Annotated in this window: 17 protein-coding genes, 1 tRNA gene and 1 pseudogene; 11 read left to right on the forward strand and 8 right to left on the reverse strand. The window is 59.3% G+C overall.

Translation table 11 applies throughout. The features are described from left to right. Positions 1-109 precede the first annotated feature (109 nt). Positions 110-4,834, reverse strand: coding sequence for a glutamate synthase large subunit (gene gltB / locus BSK43_RS10760; RefSeq protein ID WP_077469448.1), 4,725 nt, complete (start codon positions 4,832-4,834; stop codon positions 110-112). 566 nt (positions 4,835-5,400) lie between these two features. On the opposite strand from gltB, the gene BSK43_RS10765 reads away from it, so the two are divergent. Next, positions 5,401-6,447 carry a low specificity L-threonine aldolase gene (locus tag BSK43_RS10765; RefSeq protein ID WP_077469447.1) on the forward strand — a complete coding sequence of 349 codons (1,047 nt, stop codon included), beginning with the start codon at positions 5,401-5,403 and terminating at the stop codon, positions 6,445-6,447. Between the two features lie 404 nt (positions 6,448-6,851). Here BSK43_RS10765 and BSK43_RS10770 read toward each other — a convergent pair whose 3' ends face one another. Further along, on the reverse strand, positions 6,852-7,709 hold the full coding sequence (locus BSK43_RS10770) for a LysR family transcriptional regulator (protein WP_077469446.1): 858 nt from the start codon (positions 7,707-7,709) through the stop codon (positions 6,852-6,854). Between the two features lie 108 nt (positions 7,710-7,817). On the opposite strand from BSK43_RS10770, the gene BSK43_RS10775 reads away from it, so the two are divergent. Next, positions 7,818-8,834 carry a bile acid:sodium symporter family protein gene (locus BSK43_RS10775; protein WP_077469445.1) on the forward strand — a complete coding sequence of 339 codons (1,017 nt, stop codon included), beginning with the start codon at positions 7,818-7,820 and terminating at the stop codon, positions 8,832-8,834. Between the two features lie 137 nt (positions 8,835-8,971). Here BSK43_RS10775 and BSK43_RS10780 read toward each other — a convergent pair whose 3' ends face one another. Both BSK43_RS10780 and BSK43_RS10785 read right to left on the reverse strand, forming a co-directional pair. Then, a complete protein-coding gene (locus BSK43_RS10780) occupies positions 8,972-9,436 on the reverse strand; it encodes an Hsp20 family protein (protein ID WP_068400096.1) in 465 nt (154 codons plus the stop codon). Positions 9,437-9,785: 349 nt separating this feature from the next. After that, on the reverse strand, positions 9,786-10,202 hold the full coding sequence (locus BSK43_RS10785) for a DUF2000 domain-containing protein (protein WP_077469684.1): 417 nt from the start codon (positions 10,200-10,202) through the stop codon (positions 9,786-9,788). A 132-nt stretch (positions 10,203-10,334) separates the two neighbouring features. On the opposite strand from BSK43_RS10785, the gene BSK43_RS10790 reads away from it, so the two are divergent. The 3 genes from BSK43_RS10790 to BSK43_RS10800 all read left to right on the forward strand — a co-directional run bounded on the left by BSK43_RS10790 (position 10,335) and on the right by BSK43_RS10800 (position 13,142). Next, on the forward strand, positions 10,335-10,826 hold the full coding sequence (locus BSK43_RS10790) for an Lrp/AsnC family transcriptional regulator (protein WP_077469444.1): 492 nt from the start codon (positions 10,335-10,337) through the stop codon (positions 10,824-10,826). 125 nt (positions 10,827-10,951) lie between these two features. Then, the gene (locus BSK43_RS10795; RefSeq protein ID WP_077469443.1) at positions 10,952-12,019 is read left to right on the forward strand and encodes a cyclic nucleotide-gated ion channel; all 1,068 of its coding nucleotides are present in this window, start codon (positions 10,952-10,954) and stop codon (positions 12,017-12,019) included. Positions 12,020-12,167: 148 nt separating this feature from the next. Continuing rightward, positions 12,168-13,142 (forward strand): alpha/beta hydrolase, encoded by a 975-nt coding sequence (locus BSK43_RS10800; RefSeq protein WP_077469442.1) that lies wholly within the window; start codon positions 12,168-12,170, stop codon positions 13,140-13,142. A 3-nt stretch (positions 13,143-13,145) separates the two neighbouring features. Here BSK43_RS10800 and hisN read toward each other — a convergent pair whose 3' ends face one another. Then, positions 13,146-13,919, reverse strand: a complete 774-nt coding sequence (gene hisN / locus BSK43_RS10805) for a histidinol-phosphatase (RefSeq protein ID WP_077469441.1) — start codon at positions 13,917-13,919, stop codon at positions 13,146-13,148. Between the two features lie 338 nt (positions 13,920-14,257). After that, positions 14,258-15,141, reverse strand: a pseudogene (locus BSK43_RS10810) (N-formylglutamate amidohydrolase). A 287-nt stretch (positions 15,142-15,428) separates the two neighbouring features. On the opposite strand from BSK43_RS10810, the gene cpdR1 reads away from it, so the two are divergent. Beyond that, positions 15,429-15,791 (forward strand): response regulator CpdR1, encoded by a 363-nt coding sequence (cpdR1, locus tag BSK43_RS10815; protein ID WP_004117561.1) that lies wholly within the window; start codon positions 15,429-15,431, stop codon positions 15,789-15,791. Between the two features lie 84 nt (positions 15,792-15,875). Next, a tRNA-Val gene (locus BSK43_RS10820) sits at positions 15,876-15,950 on the forward strand. Between the two features lie 106 nt (positions 15,951-16,056). Here BSK43_RS10820 and BSK43_RS10825 read toward each other — a convergent pair. Beyond that, positions 16,057-16,365, reverse strand: a complete 309-nt coding sequence (locus tag BSK43_RS10825; protein ID WP_077469440.1) for a hypothetical protein — start codon at positions 16,363-16,365, stop codon at positions 16,057-16,059. A gap of 213 nt (positions 16,366-16,578) precedes the next feature. On the opposite strand from BSK43_RS10825, the gene BSK43_RS10830 reads away from it, so the two are divergent. Beyond that, positions 16,579-16,809: a hypothetical protein gene (locus BSK43_RS10830; protein WP_068400072.1), complete on the forward strand. Its 231-nt coding sequence runs from the start codon at positions 16,579-16,581 to the stop codon at positions 16,807-16,809. An 84-nt stretch (positions 16,810-16,893) separates the two neighbouring features. Further along, positions 16,894-17,364 (forward strand): hypothetical protein, encoded by a 471-nt coding sequence (locus BSK43_RS10835; RefSeq protein WP_077469439.1) that lies wholly within the window; start codon positions 16,894-16,896, stop codon positions 17,362-17,364. A gap of 30 nt (positions 17,365-17,394) precedes the next feature. Here the strand turns inward: BSK43_RS10835 and BSK43_RS10840 are convergent, their stop codons facing one another. Continuing rightward, the gene (locus tag BSK43_RS10840; RefSeq protein ID WP_077469438.1) at positions 17,395-17,646 is read right to left on the reverse strand and encodes a hypothetical protein; all 252 of its coding nucleotides are present in this window, start codon (positions 17,644-17,646) and stop codon (positions 17,395-17,397) included. Positions 17,647-18,039: 393 nt separating this feature from the next. On the opposite strand from BSK43_RS10840, the gene BSK43_RS10845 reads away from it, so the two are divergent. Together BSK43_RS10845 and BSK43_RS10850 are read left to right on the forward strand one after the other, a co-directional pair. Next, positions 18,040-19,134 (forward strand): DUF475 domain-containing protein, encoded by a 1,095-nt coding sequence (locus tag BSK43_RS10845; RefSeq protein ID WP_077469437.1) that lies wholly within the window; start codon positions 18,040-18,042, stop codon positions 19,132-19,134. A gap of 297 nt (positions 19,135-19,431) precedes the next feature. Next, on the forward strand, positions 19,432-20,859 hold the full coding sequence (locus BSK43_RS10850; RefSeq protein WP_077469436.1) for a mannose-1-phosphate guanylyltransferase/mannose-6-phosphate isomerase: 1,428 nt from the start codon (positions 19,432-19,434) through the stop codon (positions 20,857-20,859). Positions 20,860-21,033 lie beyond the last annotated feature (174 nt).

The raw sequence follows: 21,033 nt of genomic DNA on the forward strand, positions 1-21,033 counted from the left end.
CTGTCCGGCACTGTAATTCACATCTGATTCCGCTGTTCGACAGTCGCGATCGCCCGGATGGCGATCGCAATGCGAGGCGAAATCCTCGACTGGTTTGCCAGGAGACGGATTACTCCGCCGCCACGCTCATCCGGCTGCGCTCCATTTCCTCAAGGGCGCGACGGTATTCGACCGGCATGACCTTGCGGAATTTCGGGCGGTAATCGGCCCAGTGATCGAGAATTTCCTTGGCGCGCGTCGAGCCGCTGTAGTGGAAATGGTTCGAAATCAGTTGGTAAAGACGCTCCTCGTCGTGGCGCGTCATGTCACCCGAAACGTCGACGCGTCCCTTGTGCGCAAGATCGCCACCGTGATGATGCAGCTTCTCCAGCAGTTCGTCCTCTTCCGGAACCGGCTCCAGCTCGACCATCGCCATGTTGCAGCGACGAGCGAAATCACCAATTTCGTCAAGCACATAGGCAACGCCGCCCGACATGCCGGCCGCGAAGTTGCGACCGGTTTCACCCAGCACGACGACGACGCCACCGGTCATGTACTCGCAGCCATGGTCACCCACGCCTTCGACGACGGCGACCGCGCCGGAGTTTCTGACCGCGAAGCGCTCGCCCGCAACACCACGGAAGTAGCATTCGCCCTCGGTCGCACCGTAAAGCACGGTGTTGCCGACGATGATCGAGTTTTCAGCAACAATCTTCGAATTTTCCGGCGGACGGATGATGATGCGGCCACCGGAAAGACCCTTGCCCACATAGTCGTTGCCGTCGCCGATGAGGTCGAACGTGATGCCCCGTGCGAGGAACGCGCCGAAGGACTGACCGGCCGTCCCCCTGAGGGTGACGTTGATCGTGTCTTCCTTCAGACCGCGATGACCGTAGCGCTTGGCAACCGCGCCCGACAGCATGGCACCGGCCGAACGGTCGACGTTCTTGATGTCGACCTCGAAGGCGACCGGGGTCTTGGAAGATAGAGCAGGCTCCGCCTTCTCGATCAGCTGGCGATCCAGAATGTCGTCGATCGGGTGCTTCTGCACGGATGTCCAGTAGGTCTCTTCCTTCGGCGCATCGACCTTGTGGAAGATGCGGCTGAAGTCGAGACCCTTCGCCTTCCAATGGGCGAGCATGTCGTCCTTTTCCAGAAGCTCGGAAGCGCCGATGATGTCGTCCAGCTTGGCAACACCAAGCGAGGCGAGGATCTCGCGCACTTCTTCGGCCACGAAGAAGAAGTAGTTGATGACATGCTCCGGGCTGCCCTTAAAGCGCTTGCGCAGGACCGGATCCTGGGTAGCGACACCCACCGGACAGGTGTTGAGGTGGCATTTGCGCATCATGATGCAGCCGGCCGCGATCAGCGGCGCCGTGGCAAAGCCGAATTCGTCCGCACCGAGCAGCGCGCCGATGATGACGTCACGTCCGGTCTTCAGACCACCGTCCACCTGCAGGGCGATGCGCGAGCGCAGCCCGTTCAGCACCAGCGTCTGCTGGGTTTCGGCAAGGCCGATTTCCCAAGGGCTACCCGCATGCTTCAGCGAGGTCAGCGGCGAAGCGCCGGTGCCGCCGTCATAGCCCGAGACGGTGATATGATCGGCGCGCGCCTTGGCGACGCCGGCGGCGACCGTGCCGACGCCGACTTCCGAGACGAGCTTGACCGACACATCCGAGGTCGGGTTGACGTTCTTCAGGTCGAAGATCAGCTGTGCCAGATCTTCGATCGAGTAGATGTCGTGGTGCGGCGGCGGCGAGATCAGGCCGACACCCGGCGTCGAATGCCGGGTCTTGGCAACCGTGGCGTCAACCTTGTGGCCGGGCAGCTGGCCGCCCTCGCCGGGCTTTGCACCCTGCGCCACCTTGATCTGCAGCACGTCGGCATTGACAAGATATTCTGTCGTCACGCCGAAGCGGCCGGAGGCGATCTGCTTGATGGCGGAGCGTTCCGGGTTTGCCGAGCCGTCGAAGAGCGGCATGTAGCGGTCGGACTCCTCGCCGCCTTCGCCGGTGTTCGACTTGCCGCCAATACGGTTCATGGCGATCGCCAGCGTCGTATGCGCCTCGCGGCTGATGGAGCCGAAGGACATGGCGCCGGTCGAGAAACGCTTGACGATATCGACCGCCGGCTCGACCTCATCGATCGAGATCGGCTTGCGACCAAGCGCTTCCGCACCCTTGATCGTGAAGAGACCACGGATGGTGTTCATCCGCAGCGCGGAGTCGTTGACCATTTCGGAGAATTCGCGATAGCGGTCCTCTGCATTCCCACGCACGGCATGCTGAAGGGCTGCCACCGCATCCGGCGTCCAGGCATGGCTTTCGCCGCGCATGCGATAGGCATACTCGCCGCCAATGTCGAGCGTGCTTGCCAGGAGCGGATCGCGGCCGAAAGCCGAGCTGTGACGAGCAACCGTTTCCTCGGCAATGGTCTCCAGATCGATGCCCTCGATCATCGTCGCCGTGCCGAAGAAGTACTTGTCGACCAGTTCCTGCTGCAGGCCGATCGCATCGAAGATCTGCGCGCCGCAATAGGACTGGTAGGTCGAGATGCCCATCTTGGACATGACCTTGAGGATGCCTTTGCCGACAGCCTTTATGTAGCGGTAGACGACTTCGGTCGCGTCCACTTCCTTCGGGAATTCGCCGCGCTGATGCATGTCGAGCAACGTGTCGAAAGCCAGATACGGGTTGATCGCCTCGGCGCCATAGCCGGCGAGCAGGCAGAATTGATGCACTTCCCGCGGTTCGCCGGTTTCGACAACGATACCGACCGAGGTACGCAGGCCCTTGCGGATCAGGTGGTGATGCACGGCCGCCGTCGCCAGCAGCGCCGGAATGGCGATGCGGTCGGGCCCGATCTGGCGATCGGAAAGCACGATGATGTTGTAGCCGCCGCGAACGGCCGCTTCCGCCCGCTCGCAGAGACGGTCGAGCATCTCGGGCATTCCTGCGGCGCCGCGTTCGACATCATAGGTGAAGTCGAGCGTCTTCGTGTCGAAGCGGTCTTCCGTATGACCGATCGAGCGGATCTTCTCGAGATCGCCATTGGTCAGTATCGGCTGGCGCACTTCCAGACGCTTGGCGTTGGCCATGCCGGTATGGTCGAGCAGGTTCGGGCGCGGTCCGATGAACGAGACCAGGCTCATGACCAGCTCTTCGCGGATCGGATCGATCGGCGGGTTGGTCACCTGCGCAAAGTTCTGCTTGAAGTAGGTGTAGAGCAGCTTCGGCTTGTCCGACATGGCGGAGATCGGCGTATCCGTCCCCATCGAGCCGACAGCCTCCTGCCCGGTAGTCGCCATCGGCGACATCAGGAGCTTGGTGTCCTCGGTCGTGTAGCCAAAGGCCTGCTGGCGATCGAGCAGCGACACGTCGCGACGCAGCGCGCGCGGCTCCACCGGCTTCAGGTCTTCGAGGATCAGCTGCGTGCGCTTGAGCCAGCTCTGGTAGGGATGCTTGGTGGCAAGCTCCGACTTCACCTCGTCGTCGGAGATGATGCGGCCCTTTTCCATGTCGATCAACAGCATCTTGCCCGGCTGCAGGCGCCACTTCTGGATGATCTTTTCTTCCTCGACAGGCAGAACGCCGGCTTCGGACGCCATGATGATGCGATCGTCGTTGGTGACGAGGTAGCGGGCAGGACGCAGGCCGTTGCGGTCGAGCGTCGCGCCAATCTGCTTGCCGTCGGTGAAGGCAACGGCGGCCGGGCCATCCCATGGCTCCATCAAGGCGGCATGATACTCGTAGAATGCCTTGCGCTCGGCCGCCATCAGCTGGTTGCCGGCCCATGCTTCAGGGATGAGCATCATCATGGCATGCGCCATGGAATAGCCGCCGCGCACGAGGAATTCGAGCGCGTTGTCGAAGCAGGCCGTGTCCGACTGTCCCTCGTAGGAGATCGGCCAGAGCTTGGAGATGTCCTCGCCGAACAGCGGCGAGGATACGGATGCCTGCCGGGCGGCCATCCAGTTGACGTTGCCGCGCAGCGTGTTGATTTCGCCGTTGTGGGCGACCATGCGGTAGGGATGCGCCAGCTTCCACGACGGGAAGGTGTTGGTCGAGAACCGCTGGTGCACCAAGGCAACCGCCGTCTCGAAACGCGGGTCGGCAAGGTCCTTATAATAGGCACCGACCTGATAGGCGAGGAACATGCCCTTGTAGACGATGGTCGAGCTCGACAGCGAAACGGGGTAGAAGCTACTCTCTTCGCCCTCATATTCCGCATAGATGCGGTTGGAGATCACCTTGCGCAGGGTGAAGAGGCGACGCTCGAACTCCTCGTTCGTGCCGGCATCGCGGCCAGCGCCGATGAAGACCTGTACGTGATGCGGCTCGGTGGCGGCGATATCAGGCGCCTTCGACAGCGAGGAATTATCGACCGGCACGTCGCGGAAGCCGATCAGAACCTGGCCTTCCTCGGTAACGACCTGCTTGATGGCGGTCTTGAAATGCTCGATCAACGCTTCGTCGCGCGGGAGGAAGAAATGGCCGACGCCATATTCGCCCGCCTTCGGCAGGGTAATGCCCTGCAAAGCCATTTCCTCACGGAAGAAACGATCCGGAATCTGCACGAGAATGCCAGCGCCATCGCCCATCAGCGGATCGGCACCCACGGCGCCGCGATGCGTCAGGTTTTCGAGAATGAACAGGCCGTCGCGCACGATCTGGTGTGACTTCTGGCCCTTCATATGCGCGACGAAGCCGACGCCGCAGGCATCATGCTCATTGCGCGGATCATAGAGGCCCTGTTTCCGGGGGAAGCCGCCGGCGCGTTTCGACGTTTTGGCCGCAGCGACAGCATTGGCTGCAGCAGTCTGGTCAAAACTCGTGGACGTCGTCCTGTTCGTCATCGTCTTCCCTCCGGTAAGGCCCGCATGGCGGGCGATCCTTCGTCCCGCGCGGTCCGTTTCCGGCGCCGACGCGCGACAGCTCTGTTGCATTGTGAAGATCCGGCCGCGAACCATGGCCCCTTGAGTGGAGCCCGTCGTCAGCGTTCCGCGCCTTGCTATTCCACCGCCGCAATACCCATTGCCTGGAAGGCTTGAAAGGGCATGCTCCCGATAACTATAGCTTGAAATCCCGACATCGTCAGGACCTTCTGGCGCATCTTCGGCCTCGGCGGCCAAAATAGGACAGCAACCCTGTCCTAATTCATCAGTTCTATGCCAGAAAGCTTAGGCCTTCGCAAGAGCAAAATGGCAAAAATTCGTCAGCAAACGACGGAAGATTGCCCTTGTTGCGCAAATAGAGCAATAAAGTTTCGCTGCAGCGCATCATTTTATTTGTTGATTGCGCCAATCAATTTCTGTGATGGATTGTTCAAGTTCATGCACTTGATAGGTTTTTGCATTGGCGTAAGGTCCCGCCGACCCTATTTATGCCGCCTGCTACTCACTCCTTATAATTGGTGCACTTCATGTTCTTTGCCTCCGATAACTGGGCTGGCGCCCACTCCAAGATCGCTGAACGTCTCCTCGCCGAGTCCGGCGGCTTTGCTTCCGCCTATGGTACAAGCGACCTGGACCAACGGGTGGAGGCCAAGTTCTCGGAGATCTTCGAGCGCGAGGTTGCCGTCTTTTTCGTTGCGACGGGCACGGCGGCAAATTCGCTGTCGCTCGCCAGCGTCCAGAAGCCGGGCGGAATCAGCTTCTGTCATAACGAGGCGCATGTGGCCGAGGACGAATGCGGTGCACCTGACTTCTTCAGCGGCGCACGACTGGCAACCGTCGATGGTGCCCTCGGCAAGATCGATCCCAAGGCGCTCGCCGCCAAGGTTGCCCGCTTCCCCCAGGATGCCGTCCATCACGGCCGCGCCGCCGCGGTGACAATCACCCAGGCCACGGAAATCGGCACGGTCTATTCGCTCGCCGAGATCGATGCCATCGCCGCCATCGCAAAGACGAACGGCCTGCCGCTCCATATGGATGGCGCGCGTTTCGCCAATGCCCTGGTCGCGCTCGACGCCAGCCCGGCGGAAATGACCTGGAAGCGCGGAATCGACATCCTCTCTTTCGGCGGCACCAAGAACGGCTGCTGGTGCGCTGAGGCGATTGTCTTCTTCAACCCGGAGCAGGCAAAGGAGATGCATTTCATCCGCAAGCGCGCCGCCCAGCTCTTCTCGAAGTCGCGCTTCATCGCCGCCCAGTTCGATGGTTACTTCAAGGATGGCCTCTGGCTGGATCTCGCTCGCCATTCCAACGGCATGGCCGACCACCTGCGCGCTGGCATCGAAAAGGCGCCTTCGGCACGCCTTGCCTGGCCAACGCTTTCTAACGAAGTTTTCGCGATCATATCGAAATCGGCTGCCAAGGCCGCCGAGGACAAGGGTGCGAAATTCTACGAATGGCCGATCCCGGAATCTCAGCCGGATCTGGTCCGCTCTGATGAGACACTGATCCGCCTTGTCACCAGCTTCGCCACGACCGAGGCCGACGTGACGAACTTCCTCGCCTGCCTTGCCTGATGGCGAGAAAAAGGAGCGCCGGAGCCGGCTTCGGGCCGAACGGCGCTCAATGTCGCAGGAAAGCTCAGTTCTAATTCCGATGCGCGAACAGTCTGAAAGTCGATAAATCGTCGCGATCGGATGCCGGAGCGTGGTGAACGATCACCGTCATTGCCATTACGCAAGCAATAAGCCCGGAAATGAAGATGGCGCCATAAGTCATCGGGGGCGGATGTCCTCATGCAACTCGTCCACTGCCACCTACGATAGCAGTCCAAGCTGACTGCGACCTGAACCGGACGCTGCGACGGAACAGACGTACGGGGTGAAAAACGACAGCCGGCGAAGGAAATCCTAACAAGAGCTTAATCCTATCCGCATGCTGGACAAAGGCTTTTCCATCCCTGTGGTCTACGCCGCCATCATCAAATCGATCTGGGCCCTCGAACTTTTGTCAAAATGTCTTCCGATAGGGCATTGACCACAAGTTGATCCGCCCCCTTGCGTGGCACAAGCACAAATTCCACATCTTCCAGGGCCGGCAGCCAGCCCGGCGCGATCTCAGTCAACCCGGTCGGCGCCATGCTTTGCGGCTGGACAAGAACGCCCATGCCGGCGCGAGCCGCTGCCGTCAGCCCGCTAAGGCTGCCGCAGGTGCAGACGATCCGCCACGGCACCTGCTGGCGACGCAGCGCCTCCAGCGCCACCGCCCGGGTGACGCTCGGCGCCGGAAAGGCAATCAACGGCAGTGGCCCTGCAAGCCTGCGAATGCGCTCGGGATCACGTGCCAGCCAAACCAGCGGCTCGCGATAAACCAGCTTGCCCCTGACATCGCCGAGGCGACGCTTGGCGAGCACCAGATCCAGATCACCATTGTCCTGCATTTCATAAAGAGTGCCGCTGAGCGCAACGGTCAATTCGAGATCGACCGAGGGATGCGAGCGAACGAATTCCTCAAGCACGTCGGGGAGCTGGCTGGTAACGAAATCCTCGGAAACGCCAAGGCGAAGACTGCCGCGCAGGCTGTTGCCGGCAAAGAGCTGGCGCACCTCCCCTTCGATCGACAATATGTTGCGCGCATGCCCGAGCAACGCCTCGCCATCACCGGTCAGGACGACGCGATGCGTGTCGCGGGCCAATAGCTTGCGCCCAAGCTCCGTTTCCAATCGCTGTATATGCTGGCTGACGGTCGACTGGCCGAGCCCGAGCCTTTCTGCCGCCAGCGTGAAGCTACCCATCTGCTCCACGGCAACGAAGCTGCGCAACTGCGTGAGATCGAGCATCGCTTATCCTATATTACGATAACTGTTATTCCTTGCATCGTGGATCACAATAGGTCTATCTGCAAGGATCAATTATCAAGACCTGCAACCGCGATTGGGGTTGGCACGATGCGCCGCTTTCTTCCAGATACTTTCACCATGCTGTTGGTGCTCACCGTTCTGACGGCATCCTTCTTTCCCGTTCAGGGGGCAAGCGCCCACTATTTTAGCATCGCGACAAACTTTGCCATCGGTCTGCTGTTCTTCCTGCACGGCGCGCGCCTATCGCGCGATGTCGTCATTGCCGGCATGCTGCACTGGCGGCTGCATCTCGTCATCCTCCTGACAACCTTCGGCATCTTCCCGCTGCTGGTGCTCGCCATCGGCCAGATCGTGCCGACCAGCGTTCTGCCTGTCTCGCTCTATACAGGCCTGCTGTTTCTGAGCGTGCTTCCTTCGACAGTACAGTCGTCGATCGCTTTCACCTCGATCGCCGGCGGCAATGTTCCCGCCGCCATCTGCTCCGCTTCGGCTTCGAACATTTTCGGCATGTTCCTGACCCCGCTGCTCGTCGGCGTGCTGTTTTCGGTCGGCGGCCAGGGCGGCGGTTTTTCTTGGGATGTGCTGTGGCAGATCATGTTGCAGCTGCTTGCCCCCTTCATCGCCGGCCAATTGCTGCAGCCGTGGATTGGCGACTGGATCCGCTCGAAAAAGAAGATCCTGATGCCGGTCGACCGCGGCTCGATCCTGATGGTCGTCTATTCGGCCTTTAGCGAGGCAGTGGTCGAGGGACTGTGGCATACGTTTTCGGTGCTCGACATCGCCACCGTCATCGTCGCCAACATGTTGCTTCTGGCCATGGTGCTTTGCATCACCATGTTCGGCAGCCGTGCGCTTGGCTTCTCCAAGGCCGATGAGATCACCATCACCTTCTGCGGCTCGAAAAAGTCGCTGGCAAGCGGTGTGCCGATGGCAAATGTCATCTTCGCCGGCCAGGGTATCGGCGCCATCGTCCTGCCGCTGATGCTGTTCCATCAAATCCAGCTGATGACCTGCGCCTTCCTGGCCCAGAAATATGCCGACGCCGCCAAGAAGCGTGCCGACGCTAAGACCGAGGCAGCGACAGGGGCCACGAACGCCGCCTGACCGTATCCTGACTTCCCTCCCAAAACAAAAGCGGCGCCCCGATGGAGCGCCGCTTCTTTTTGATCTTGGGAGGATCAAAGGCATGACGGTCTTTAACCGTCAGCCTGGGCATGACGGCCTAAGACCGTCAGCCCGATTTAGTTGATGTGAGCCTCGATGGCCTTCGGGGCTTCCACCGGATCAGCCGCAATCGAGATACGACGGGGCTTCATGGCTTCCGGAATGTTGCGCAACAGATCAATGTGCAGCAAACCATTCTTCAGGGAAGCAGCCTGGACCTCGACATGATCGGCGAGCTGGAAACGACGCTCGAAGGCACGCTTGGCGATACCGCGATAGAGATATTCGCTGGCTTCAGCCGGCTCTTCGCTCTTCTCGCCCTTGACGTGGAGAACGTGGGCATGAGCGTCGATGCTCAGTTCCTTTTCATCGAAACCGGCAACAGCCATCGTGATGCGATAGGTGTTCTCACCGGTGCGCTCGATATTGTAGGGCGGATAGGTCTGAGCCTGATCCGGCTGGGCAAGGGTATCGAGCATGGTGAACAGACGGTCGAAACCGACGGTGGAACGGTAAAGGGGAGAGAAGTCTACGTGACGCATGGAGTCCTCCTGTGAGCGACAATTGCGATTCTGAATTTGCCCCACGGCCCCACTTCTGGCGGCCTCGGGACGGCTTTGCGAGCCCGTTTGGCACCCGCAGGATGGAGATGGGGATCGCTTTTCAGGAGTTCAAGCCCCAGACCTCGCAGCCGAGATTTTGAAAAAAGAACGCGTGAACCGCAGATGAACACCCAGTTCGGCACCCGTTCAGGCAGACAGTCCTATCCATAACATCGTCGGATACATCATCTTCCGATGACTGAAGTGTATCGTCCCTTCTTCTTCAGTCCTGCTCGGCCGGCGAAGCGGATCTCTCTATCCCGCAAGCCGGCCCCTTTTCTCCTCGATGCTAACGCAAAAGCTTCAGCGAACCGGTAAGCGATTTGACCCATTTCGATGGACCGGCAATTCCCAGGCCATCAATGGCCTCCTCCGATAGATCGCGCCCGGGAAACGTTGCCTCATACTCCCTGTAATCGTGCAGCGACCGCGCGAAAGCCGGAAAGGGAACGATTGCCCGCTCGCCCAGCTGCGACAGCGCCTTCAGCAGCAGCGACCGGATGGTATCGGCATCCGCCTGCAGCATCGGTACCGGCATGTTCGAGCTAATGTCGATGGTGCGATCTTCCCTGTCGGTCAGGGACTGCGCCGCAAGACCGGGGAACCGAGCCCCAAGGCCGATCGCAATGGCACCGGCGGTATTGGCGATCAGCCCGAGCGGCAGATCCGGATTGATGACGATGGCGAGACGAATATCGGGAAGCATTGAAACCCTGCTGCTGTTGACGATGGCTGCCAGCAAGATATCGCGCCAATCGCGAACGATCTTACCTTTCATTGCGATATCTTCACCTAATGTGGTAGATCCTACCGATATCAACCGACATTGAGTCAATCTATGCCTTCCAACCTTGAACCCATCGATCTAAGAATTCTCGGTGCCCTCCAGAAAGATGGACGCCTGACGAACCAGGCGCTGTCGTCCGAAGTCGGGCTCTCCACCTCGCCCTGCTGGCGGCGTGTGCGCCAGCTTGAGGAAACCGGGGTCATCCAGGGCTATGCGGCGACCCTCGACAGGCGCCAGATCGGCCTCGGCGTCCTCGCCTTCATCAGGGTCAAGATCGACAGCCATAGCGAGGCGGAAGCCGAGGAATTTTCGCGCGATGTCCTGAAGCTGAGCGAGGTCGTGGCCTGCTACAGCATTGCCGGCGATGCGGATTTCCTGCTGCAGGTCGTTGCCGCGGATCTCGACAGCTACGCGGATTTCGCCATGCGGGTGGTGCGTCGCCTGCCGCGCATCAAGGAAATGCAGACGACATTCGTTCTGAAGGAAATCAAGCCATTCAAGGGACTACCGCTGGATGTCGGGCAGCGACTGAAATCGGATTGAAAAGACAGCGATAAATTGCCTATACCAAAGCCAAAATCCGGTTGCTGCGAACATCCCGCGAGCCCTTTACGTTTCAACCGAAGGCATCCTATTCTGAGAAAGTGGCGGGCCAGTTGGGGTATCGAATGTCGGCGCTTTCCTTCTCGAAGATTTCCACATCGCTGAACGCGCTGCTCGCTGCCATCGGTCTGCTGACGGTGGCGGCACTGACGACGCCTGACTTGACCGGACAGACCAGGTGGATCCTGGAGATCGTGCTCGCCGGTGTCTGGGCCGCCTATGTTCTGCAATTGATCGAAACGCTGTTCATGCAGCGATCAAGAGAGGCGCGCGGCAGGGCGCTGGAAACCGCCGTCGACGTGCTTGCGGTTCTGGTCCCCGTGCTCGCATTCCTCTTCGCCCGCGGGCGCGACCAGAGCCTTTATTGCGCCATCTGGTTGCTCAAGCCGCTGCGTGGCTCGACCTTCTTTCGGCTGTTGGGCCGGGTCCTCAGCAAAGAAGCACGCAATCTGATCGGCGTCACCTCCATTTTCTGCATCGTTCTGTTTGGCGCAGCGCTTGCTGCCTATATCATCGAGCGCGACGTCCAGCCCGACAAGTTCGGCAGCATTCCCCTGGCCATGTGGTGGGCGGTGGTTACGCTCTCGACCACCGGCTACGGCGACGAGATTCCCCAAAGTTTCGCCGGCCGTATCCTTGCCGGGCTGGTCATGATGAGCGGGATCGGCATTTTCGCGCTCTGGGCGGGTATCCTCGCCACCGGCTTCTACGAGGAGGTCCGTCGCCAGGACTTCGTGCGCAACTGGCAGTTGGTCGCAGCCGTGCCGCTGTTCCAGAAGCTTGGTTCGGGAGCACTCATCGAGATTGTCAGAGCGCTCAGACCGCGTGTTGTGCCGGCCGGCGGCATCATCTGCCGCAAGGGCGAGGCCGGCGACCAGATGTACTTCATCGTCGAGGGCCGCGTCACCGTCGCCACGCCGAATCCCGTGGAGCTCGGCACCGGCAGCTTCTTCGGCGAGATGGCGCTGATCAGTGGCGAGCCACGCTCAGCGACAGTTAGCGCCGCAACCGAAGTCTCGCTGCTGTCGCTCTATTCGTCGGATTTCCAGATGCTATCCAGCAGCAGCCCGGAAATCGCCGATATCATCCGCAGAACCGCTCTCGAACGACGCGGCGGGACACCAACGACCTGATGACGACAAGGTTTTGACAAAACATTTTGGGAGGTGTCCTGGGCACTGGATCGTCGAGCTAAAGAACCGCCAACAAATCTGTTGCAATTCCCCCAACCTGCGCTATCCCCTTGAGGTAGGCCATTTGTCAGCGAGGCGCGACATCGCCATGGATTCGATCCTCTATTCCACGCCAGACAATCCGGTGCCGGAAAACCGCACGGAAGGGTTCTTCGAGAGTTTCGACGGGCGCAAGCTGCGATATGCCGTATTCCGTTGCGAGCAGCCGGTTGCCAAGGGCACCGTCGTTGTGCTGCAGGGACGCAACGAATTCATCGAGAAATATTTCGAGACGATCCGCGACCTGACGGCCAAGGGTCTTTGGGTGGCGACCTTCGATCTTCGTGGCCAGGGCGGATCGGAGCGGCTGCTGAAGGATCCGTTGCGCGGCCACGTCTCGCGGTTTTCAGACTATGAACGCGACCTCACTGTCTTCCTCGACAAGATCGTGCTGCCGGATACACGCCTGCCCTTTTTTCTTCTCGGACATTCCACAGGCGGCCTGATTGCCATGTATTCAGCGCCAAGGCTTGCAAGCCGTATCGAGCGCATGGTGCTATCGGCGCCCTTTATCGGCCTGACCGGTCACGGCGCCTCTCCGGGCTTGATCCGTTTCCTGTCCGGCGCCTTCAGCACGGTCGGGCTCGGCCGGATGCAATTCAGCAAGAAATTCAAGGAAAGGCCGTTCAGCGAGAATCCGGTGACCACGGATGAACAGCGCTATCGGCGCAATGCAGGCATCAGCGAGGCCTACCCGCAGCTTTCCCTCGGGCCTCCGACGGCACGCTGGCTCTCGCAGGCACTCCGTGCAATCGAGCAGGTCAACAGGCCAGAGCATCTGTTTTCGATCCCCATCCCGACCGTCATGCTCTCACCGACAAGAGACGGCGTCGTGCCTTATGTCGACCAGGAAAGGGTATCGCGCTACTTCCGGGCCGCCCAGCTTGTCCCCATTCATGGCTCAAAGCACGAGATCCTGCAGGAGCGGGATATCTATCGCAACCAGGCGCTGGCCGCCATTCACGCCTTCATTCCCGGCAGCGACGCGGAGACCAACGCCTATGAGCTGGAAGCAGGAGCCTGACCCTTACCGGGACAGGATGGCGCAAGCCTGCTCGTAAACCGCCCGGCTGCCGGCCGCGATGATCGTGCCGCCCATTTCCGGACGGCCGCCATCCCAGGTGGTCATGATGCCGCCCGCCTGCTCCACAACGGGGATGATGCCGCCGACATCATAGGGCTTCAATGAATTTTCGATGACGAGATCGACATGGCCGGCAGCGAGCAGCGCATAGGCGTAGCAATCCGTCCCATAGCGGAAGAGCCGGGCCTGGCTCTCGATCTCGCGATATTTGGCAAGCTCCTCGCCGACGAAGAGATGCGGCGAGGTGGTGAAGAGAATCGCATTCGACAGGCTGCCGCAATCGCGAACCTTAAGGCGCCGCTCACCGTCCGGGCCGGAATAGGTGGAGCCGTTGCCATCGGCGAAATAGCGCTCGCCGGTGAAGGGCTGATCGATCAGGCCCATGATGGCGCGGCCGTTCTTTTGCAGGCCGATCAGCGTTCCCCAGACGGGTACGCCCGAGATGAAGGCACGCGTCCCGTCGATCGGGTCGATCACCCAGACATGCTCGCGATCGAGGCCGACGCTGCCATGTTCCTCGCCCAGGATGCCGTGATCCGGGAACTCAGCCTCGATCAGCGACCGAATCGCCGCTTCGGCGGCGCGATCGCCTTCGGTCACCGGATCGAACCCGCCGGCTTCCTTGTTGACCACATCGACGCCGGCGCGGAAGCGCGGCAGGGTTTCGGCCTTGGCCGCCTCGGCCAGACGGTAGAAAAACGAGCGATCGGGGAGCATGGTCAATCCGATTAGGTGATGGGATGAGCGATCCATAACGCATATAGCCGATGAAGCAAACCGGATGATGACGCAATGGGCGCAATGCCTGCCGATCAGGCAGAGTTTTCAAATATGCCTAAATATTTTGCATCGCAATAAAATGCTTGACATTTGTGCAGTGCGAGATCAATATCCAGCTACAGTCTTCTGACTGTAAATACCCTCCTTGGGTGTTTCCTCCCTAGACTTAGCCGCGCCACAAGCGCGGTTCTTTTTTGCTGGGATACGGAATTTAAGCCGCGACGAAACGGCCAGCGCGGAACCACGCCTTTCCAAGCTTTCCTAGAGAATTTTCGCTATTCGGCAGCCAGTGCCGGATCGCCCGTGTAGGATTCCACATGCTCGGCAATCCGCTTCATAAACAGCGTGATGGCGACGCGACCTGATCGAAATCCGGACGCTTCTCCAGCGTCGTCTCGTCTACATAGAGCGACCGGTTGACTTCGATCTGCAGAGCATGCAGTCCGCGAGAGGGACGACCGTAATGCTCGGTGATGAAGCCGCCGGCATAGGGCTTGTTGCGCACGGCGTTGAAGCCGAGCTCCTCGAGGATCTGCATGGCGGCGCGCGAAAGTTCCGCCGAGGCGCTGGTGCCGTAGCGATCACCGAGAATGAAATCCGGCCGCGCGTTGCTGCCGGCGATTCGGATGTTGCCCGGCATCGAATGGCAATCGACCAGGACACCGAAGCCGAATTTGACATGGGTGCGCGCGATCAGCCGGCGAAGCGTGGCGTGATAGGGCTTATAGATGGTATCGATACGCCGCAGTGCCTCTTCGACCGGTACACGGCGCGCGTAGATTTCCATGTTCTCCGCGACGATTCGCGGGATCGTACCGAGACCGCCGGCGACCCGCAGCGAATTGATGTTGGCATAGGATGGCAAAGCGCCGTCGAACATGCGCGGATCGAGCTCGTAGGGCTCGCGATTCACATCGATATAGGCCCGCGGAAAATTGGCGAGTAACAGCGGCGCACCGAGAGAGCTTGCGGCCGAAAAAAGCTCGTCGACATAATGATCCTCCGAACGGCGGATGGCGATACCTTCGAGGCGGGACTGGGCGATGAAATCGGGGGGATAAATGCGGCCGCTGTGCGGTGAGCTGTAGACAAACGGTATCGTCTGGGAGTCGGGCTCCAATACCTCATAAATCTCGAAACTGCGCATTTCCGCGGACATCAACGTCTTTACCATGTCAACAACTTGTCGCAGTAGTCATGTTGCCAGTTGCATGACCGCAAGTCCATAGTAACTTGACCGAAATGGCCTTAATCCAAAGCGCCGTAATCGAAATCTCCGAATGTTCGGCGAGCGGAAACGCAAGACGTTTTCGTGGAATGCACTTATGCTTTGAACCAATGCTGGATTGGCGCGTTTTAGCTGGCCATTCACAGCTTGTTTACGGCGGAGCGCTAACCTGAACGCTGGACGTGTCCAACAAGACAACATTGATTAGCGAAAAGATGATGACCCAAAAGATACTTCTTGCCGAAGATGACAACGACATGCGTCGCTTCCTTGTGAAGGCGCTCGAAAAAGCCGGCTACAAGGTCTTGTCCTTTGACAATGGAGCAAGCGCTTACGACCGGCTGCGTGAAGAGCCGTTTTCGCTGCTTTTGACCGACATCGTCATGCCGGAAATGGACGGCATCGAGCTGGCTCGTCGCGCCACCGAACTCGATCCGGACCTGAAGGTGATGTTCATTACCGGCTTTGCCGCCGTCGCGCTCAATCCTGATTCGAAGGCTCCAAAGGATGCGAAGGTGCTTTCCAAGCCTTTCCACCTCCGCGAGCTGGTCGACGAAGTCAATAAACTCCTTGCCGCGTAAGGCTTCCGGCAACTACGTCACAAAACCGAAAAAAAGCCTATTGACGGCCCCCGAGGTTTTGTGATCTATGCGCCGCCATCGGATGGGCGTGTAGCTCAGCGGGAGAGCACTACGTTGACATCGTAGGGGTCACAGGTTCAATCCCTGTCACGCCCACCATCCTAATTCGCTGAAAAGCAAGGCCTTTCGAGAAATCGAAAGGCCTTTTTCGTTTCATGTCTGTTTCGGGAAGAATGTTCCGCGGGCCGCAATAGCTCGTGGATATTCACCGATCCAGAAAATGCCGGAACACCGCCGTCGTCGGATAGGCATAAACGCCGCGATCCACATAGCCCTGGCGATAGAGGCAATTCCTCAGAGCCAGCCAATAGAAGGTGCTGTTCGGGTCGGGTGATCCCCGACGCCAGGAATAGGCCTCTGGCTCGCAGTGGTTGAGAGCCCTGCTATATCTGGCCAGCAGCACCGGATCGCTGTCGACGCGAACGCCCTGGTAAGTCTGATAGTTCGAAGGCGCCTCCCCGGCGGAGACGCATGCCAGGCTCAAAATCGCTCCCAGCGCTAACATCATTTTCATAGGCTTCGATCTCCTACTTGTCGCGTCCCGAATATTCAGGCGCAGAGCCGAGAATAAGCGCGTTTTTGCAGATAGCCAATCACATGCTGATGTTCGTCATGGCCTGGGCCATATCAGGCCTATTGATGCAATTTCGCGTGACAAGTCGCTTGACTTCCGGCCGCGCCGTCATCCTACTGTCATACGGAAACATCGATCATACGGGAGGACGAGATGACGGTGGTGAAGCGGCAGTTCTATAAGAACCACAAGCCCAACGGCGATGAATATATGTTCCACCTGGCCCGCGATTCGGAAAGCGGCGAGGTCTTCGTCATCCGCCAGGCCGATTACATGGTCGATGGCGGCAACGAAACAAGCATGAGCCTCTATGAATTCCTCGCCGGCGGCGGCAATCGGCAAAATGCCCTGCTGCAACTGATCGGCTCGCTCGTGCCGGAATAACAGCCGCGTATCCACGCGTCGCTGCTTTGGGTTGACTGCCACATTTTGATCGGCAAACCTGCAGGGGCTTTAAAGGAGCCCCTTATGCGATTCGCAGGCATTGTTTTTGGATTGACGGCGCTGGCCGCCACGTCGGCTGCAGCCGTTGAAAATTTCCCGGCACAGGGCGTCACCGTGGTCAGCGGGAAATGCGCAAAGCTCGTCGTCGGCAAACTGGATGCCTCCAAAGGCTGCAAGGGTGAGCTCGCCAGCGTGACGGGGCCTGATGGCTCGGTGACCTTCATTTTCACCTCGGGCGGCAAGATGCTCGGCTTCCAGGGCAATGGTGGAGGCATCAAGCCCGGTAGCCAAAAGGGCACCGCGCAGCTGCCGGTCGACGTCATTTCGACAGGAGCCGGCAACAAGATGGCAGGCAAGGTTGAAGCAAAGGGCACCTGTACCTTCGCAAATCCCTATGCCGGCAAATCGGTCGCCATCGAGTGCTCGGCCAAATCGCCCGAGATGACTTTCAACGGCAGCTTCACGTCAGACGGTAAGGCGCCCAAGCACAAATAGGCGCCGTTCATTGAATGACGCGCGGGCGGCTCAGTGCCGCGAGCTGGCTTTGCGCTTCTGCTTATGATTGGCGTCGGCGGGTGCTTCGCGCGACAGGTCAGCGCCGTTGACATGAGCAGGAACGTGAACGTCATCGTGCGTCACTGGATGTAAGGTCAAGTCCACTTGATGCGGCGGCAGGACCTGTGCCTGTCGAAGCGTATTGGATTTCGCCTTCTTCTGCCGGTCCGTCAGCTCCGGCTTTTGCTCATGCGCTTTGCGATGGATGGGATTGGGACTCATGGAGGTTGCTCCTGTCGGTCGTGGTCGTCCAGGCAAGACGGGCGGTACAGATAAGCCTAAGGGTCAAACGCCGCCTTTCCTGTTTGGTTCCTCAAAATCTCAATTTCTGGGAGCAACGGCTCCGGCGGCGATTTCAACCCCTTGACGTACGTCGCGACTTCACTAACTATTGGTCATCTCCGCGCCTTCTGACATCGGCAGCGGATTGGACTATGGTGCCGGGCCCCTCTGGCGAGAGTTTTTACGGCGCTCTCGCGATGTCGGTACCGCCTGCAGATGAGCCGGCGGACTTCTTCTCATGAACAGCTTGACCATGCCTTGCCCGCATGCCGTCTTCGGTATGCGGCTGCGCGCTCGATTCGGAGTCAAATCCCTTTGCAGCGAGGTGCGCCCATGACGCCACCCGTCGCTTCGAAATCCATGCTTAGCTATTTCGGCTGGGCTTTTGCCGTCACCCTGGCAGGTCTCGCTCTCGGAGCCCTGTTGGGCTGGAATGCGACCGGCACGCTCGGTGGCCTTGCGACGGCCTTCTTCATCTGCGCGGTCCTAGCCGTGCTGGAGATTTCACTCTCCTTCGACAATGCCATCGTCAATGCCAACAAGCTGAAGGAAATGACACCGGTCTGGCAGCATCGCTTCCTGACCTGGGGCATCATCATTGCCGTCTTCGGCATGCGGATCGTCTTCCCGCTGCTGATCGTCGCCATCGCCGCCTGGATCAATCCGTGGGAGGCGCTGAAGCTCGCAGCGGCCGAACCCGAACAATATGCGCGCATCATGCACGACGCGCACTTGCCCATCGCTGCCTTTGGCGGCACCTTCCTGATGATGGTAGGCCTCACCTACTTCTTCAACCATGAGAAGGACGTGCACTGGATCAGCTTCCTGGAAAAGCGGATGGCAAATTTCGCCACCATCAAGGGCATCGAGATCGCCTTCGTCCTGATCCTCGTTCTGATTTTCAGCTCGCTCCTCGACGGCGATGACTCGACGACCTTCCTCCACGCCTCGATCTACGGCCTCCTCACCTTCCTGTTGGTTGAAGTGCTTGCAGGCTTTCTGGACGCCTCTCAAAAGGCGATGAGTGCGGCTGCAAAGGGTGGTTTCGGCGCCTTTCTCTATCTCGAAATCCTCGATGCCAGCTTCTCCTTCGATGGTGTCATCGGCGCTTTCGCGCTCACCCAGAACCTGTTCATCATCGCAATCGGTCTCGGCATCGGCGCCATGTATGTGCGCTCCATGACCATCATGCTCGTGGAGAAGGGCACGCTCGCGCACTACCGCTATCTTGAGCATGGCGCCTTCTATGCCATTCTGATCCTCTCGGTGATCATGTATGTGCAGACGCTGGTGCATGTCCCTGAAGTCATCACCGGTCTCGGCGGCGCCGCGCTGATCGGCATCTCGCTCTGGTCGTCGATCCGTTATAACAGGCGCAACGGTGTTGCCCATGCGCATGAGGAACAATCCGAGAAGGCTGAGGCGTAGGCAATAACATCATGGTTGCCGGCTCATGGCCAAGCGTCGATGGCCTGCCTTTATCGGGCTTAAGCGATTTCGATCGCTTAAGCCCTTTTTATCTAAAGAAGATATTCCCGACGCGCTTTCATTGAAATTTCCTTGCGGGGATAATCGAATATTTGTGGTCTTGGCGTATTGTAGCTAGCGTGTCGTGCAAAAACATCGCAATGGCGATATAGGTTGTCCTGGGGGCGAGAATGCCGGCGCGAAAGTTGCAATCTTTCACGGCAAGCTACCGAGGGAAGTATCCAGGAGAGGCAAGGTATGGCAGCTAAAATCGTTCCGGTGATCATGGCAGGAGGCAAGGGTACACGACTTTGGCCGTTATCGCGCGCTTCTGCCCCAAAGCAGTTCATTCAGTTCATCGGCGATAGGACGCTGTTTCAAAATACGCTGGAGCGCATTTCGGATGCCGAGCTTTACGAGGCGCCGATCGTCCTGACCAATGAGGAGTTTCGATTCCTCGTCGCCGAACAGGCGCGAGAGCTGGACCTGAAGCTCGCAGCGATATTGCTGGAGCCGGTCGCTCGCAACACCGCAGCTGCAGTCGCCGCCGCCGCCGTGCTCGTCACCGAGCTTTTCGGCAAGGACGCAATCATGCATGTCCTCGGTTCGGACTACGAGATCGATGCCACCACGACCTATTACGATTGCGTACGTTTGGCGCGTGACACGGCCCTTCAGAGCAAGCTCGTCACCTTCGGCATCACGCCCACCGAACCTGCGACCGGCTATGGCTATATCGAAAGCGGCAAGGCGCTTTCGACCGGAGCCCATGCCGTCAAGCGCTTCGTCGAAAAGCCGGCGCTGGATAAGGCGGAGGAGATGGTTGCGAGCGGCAACTTCTACTGGAACTCGGGCATGTTCATGTTTTCGGCCGCCCAGCTCCTGGCCGAGATGAAGGAATATGCACCTGATGTCGAAAAGGCCGCCAGCAAGGCCGTTTCCAAGTCGACGCGCGACCTCGACTTCACCCGCCTGGACGCAGATCATTTCTCCAAGAGCCCCGATATCTCCATCGACTACGCTCTGATGGAAAAGACGGCCAACGCAGCCGTCGTCCCCTCACCCTTCATCTGGTCGGATCTCGGCAGCTGGGATGCGGTCTGGAAGGTCGGCAATCGCGATGAAAGCGGCAACGTCTCAGCCGGCGCCACGACCTTGGTCAACACCAAGAACTCGCTCGTGATGTCGCACAGCCTCCATGTCGCGGTGCAGGGTCTTGAAGACGTCGCGGTCATCGCCAGCGAAGACGCCGTTTATGTCGGTCACCTCAAGGACAGCCAGGAAGTCGGCAAGCTCGTGAAGTTTTTAGCGAGCGACAAGAAGACCGCTAAGCTCACCGAGACACATCCGACATCCTATCGCCCCTGGGGCGGCTACACCTCGGTGCTGAACGGCGAGCGCTTCCAGGTCAAGCGCATCTTCGTGCTGCCGGGCAAGAAGCTCTCTCTGCAGAAGCATCACCATCGCTCCGAGCATTGGATCGTCGTCAAGGGCACGGCCGAAGTCACCGTCGGCGAGAATGTGCAGATGCTGCGCGAAAACGAGTCGATCTATATTCCGCTCGGCGAAGTGCACCGCCTGTCCAACCCCGGCAAGATCCTGCTGGAATTGATCGAGGTGCAGACCGGCTCCTATCTCGGCGAGGACGATATTATCCGTCTCGTCGACGAGTTCGGCAGACACTGATCGCAGGCTGCAAAATAGAATTCTCAAAACGGCGGCCAAAAGCTCGCCGTTTTTATTTTGGCATTGTGCAGCAGGACTTTGACCGTCCCGCCGAGATGTCTTGCATTCTTTCGCTGCATTGCACACACTGCCTGCGGGAACAGCAACCACCGCACAACGATGTGGGCTAGGCAA

It is taken from the genome of Rhizobium sp. P44RR-XXIV, from assembly GCF_001999485.2.
GTDB lineage: Bacteria > Pseudomonadota > Alphaproteobacteria > Rhizobiales > Rhizobiaceae > Rhizobium.

Coding starts and splice junctions, on each gene's coding strand:
- BSK43_RS10800 (WP_077469442.1), top strand. CDS start 12,168: ATGGATTCGATCCTCTATTCCACGCCAGACAATCCGGTGCCGGAAAAC.
- BSK43_RS10770 (WP_077469446.1), bottom strand. CDS start 7,709: ATGCTCGATCTCACGCAGTTGCGCAGCTTCGTTGCCGTGGAGCAGATG.
- BSK43_RS10765 (WP_077469447.1), top strand. CDS start 5,401: ATGTTCTTTGCCTCCGATAACTGGGCTGGCGCCCACTCCAAGATCGCT.
- BSK43_RS10850 (WP_077469436.1), top strand. CDS start 19,432: ATGGCAGCTAAAATCGTTCCGGTGATCATGGCAGGAGGCAAGGGTACA.
- BSK43_RS10775 (WP_077469445.1), top strand. CDS start 7,818: ATGCGCCGCTTTCTTCCAGATACTTTCACCATGCTGTTGGTGCTCACC.
- BSK43_RS10795 (WP_077469443.1), top strand. CDS start 10,952: ATGTCGGCGCTTTCCTTCTCGAAGATTTCCACATCGCTGAACGCGCTG.
- gltB (WP_077469448.1), bottom strand. CDS start 4,834: ATGACGAACAGGACGACGTCCACGAGTTTTGACCAGACTGCTGCAGCC.
- BSK43_RS10830 (WP_068400072.1), top strand. CDS start 16,579: ATGACGGTGGTGAAGCGGCAGTTCTATAAGAACCACAAGCCCAACGGC.
- BSK43_RS10835 (WP_077469439.1), top strand. CDS start 16,894: ATGCGATTCGCAGGCATTGTTTTTGGATTGACGGCGCTGGCCGCCACG.
- cpdR1 (WP_004117561.1), top strand. CDS start 15,429: ATGACCCAAAAGATACTTCTTGCCGAAGATGACAACGACATGCGTCGC.
- BSK43_RS10780 (WP_068400096.1), bottom strand. CDS start 9,436: ATGCGTCACGTAGACTTCTCTCCCCTTTACCGTTCCACCGTCGGTTTC.
- BSK43_RS10845 (WP_077469437.1), top strand. CDS start 18,040: ATGACGCCACCCGTCGCTTCGAAATCCATGCTTAGCTATTTCGGCTGG.
- BSK43_RS10790 (WP_077469444.1), top strand. CDS start 10,335: ATGCCTTCCAACCTTGAACCCATCGATCTAAGAATTCTCGGTGCCCTC.
- BSK43_RS10840 (WP_077469438.1), bottom strand. CDS start 17,646: ATGAGTCCCAATCCCATCCATCGCAAAGCGCATGAGCAAAAGCCGGAG.
- hisN (WP_077469441.1), bottom strand. CDS start 13,919: ATGCTCCCCGATCGCTCGTTTTTCTACCGTCTGGCCGAGGCGGCCAAG.
- BSK43_RS10785 (WP_077469684.1), bottom strand. CDS start 10,202: ATGCTTCCCGATATTCGTCTCGCCATCGTCATCAATCCGGATCTGCCG.
- BSK43_RS10825 (WP_077469440.1), bottom strand. CDS start 16,365: ATGAAAATGATGTTAGCGCTGGGAGCGATTTTGAGCCTGGCATGCGTC.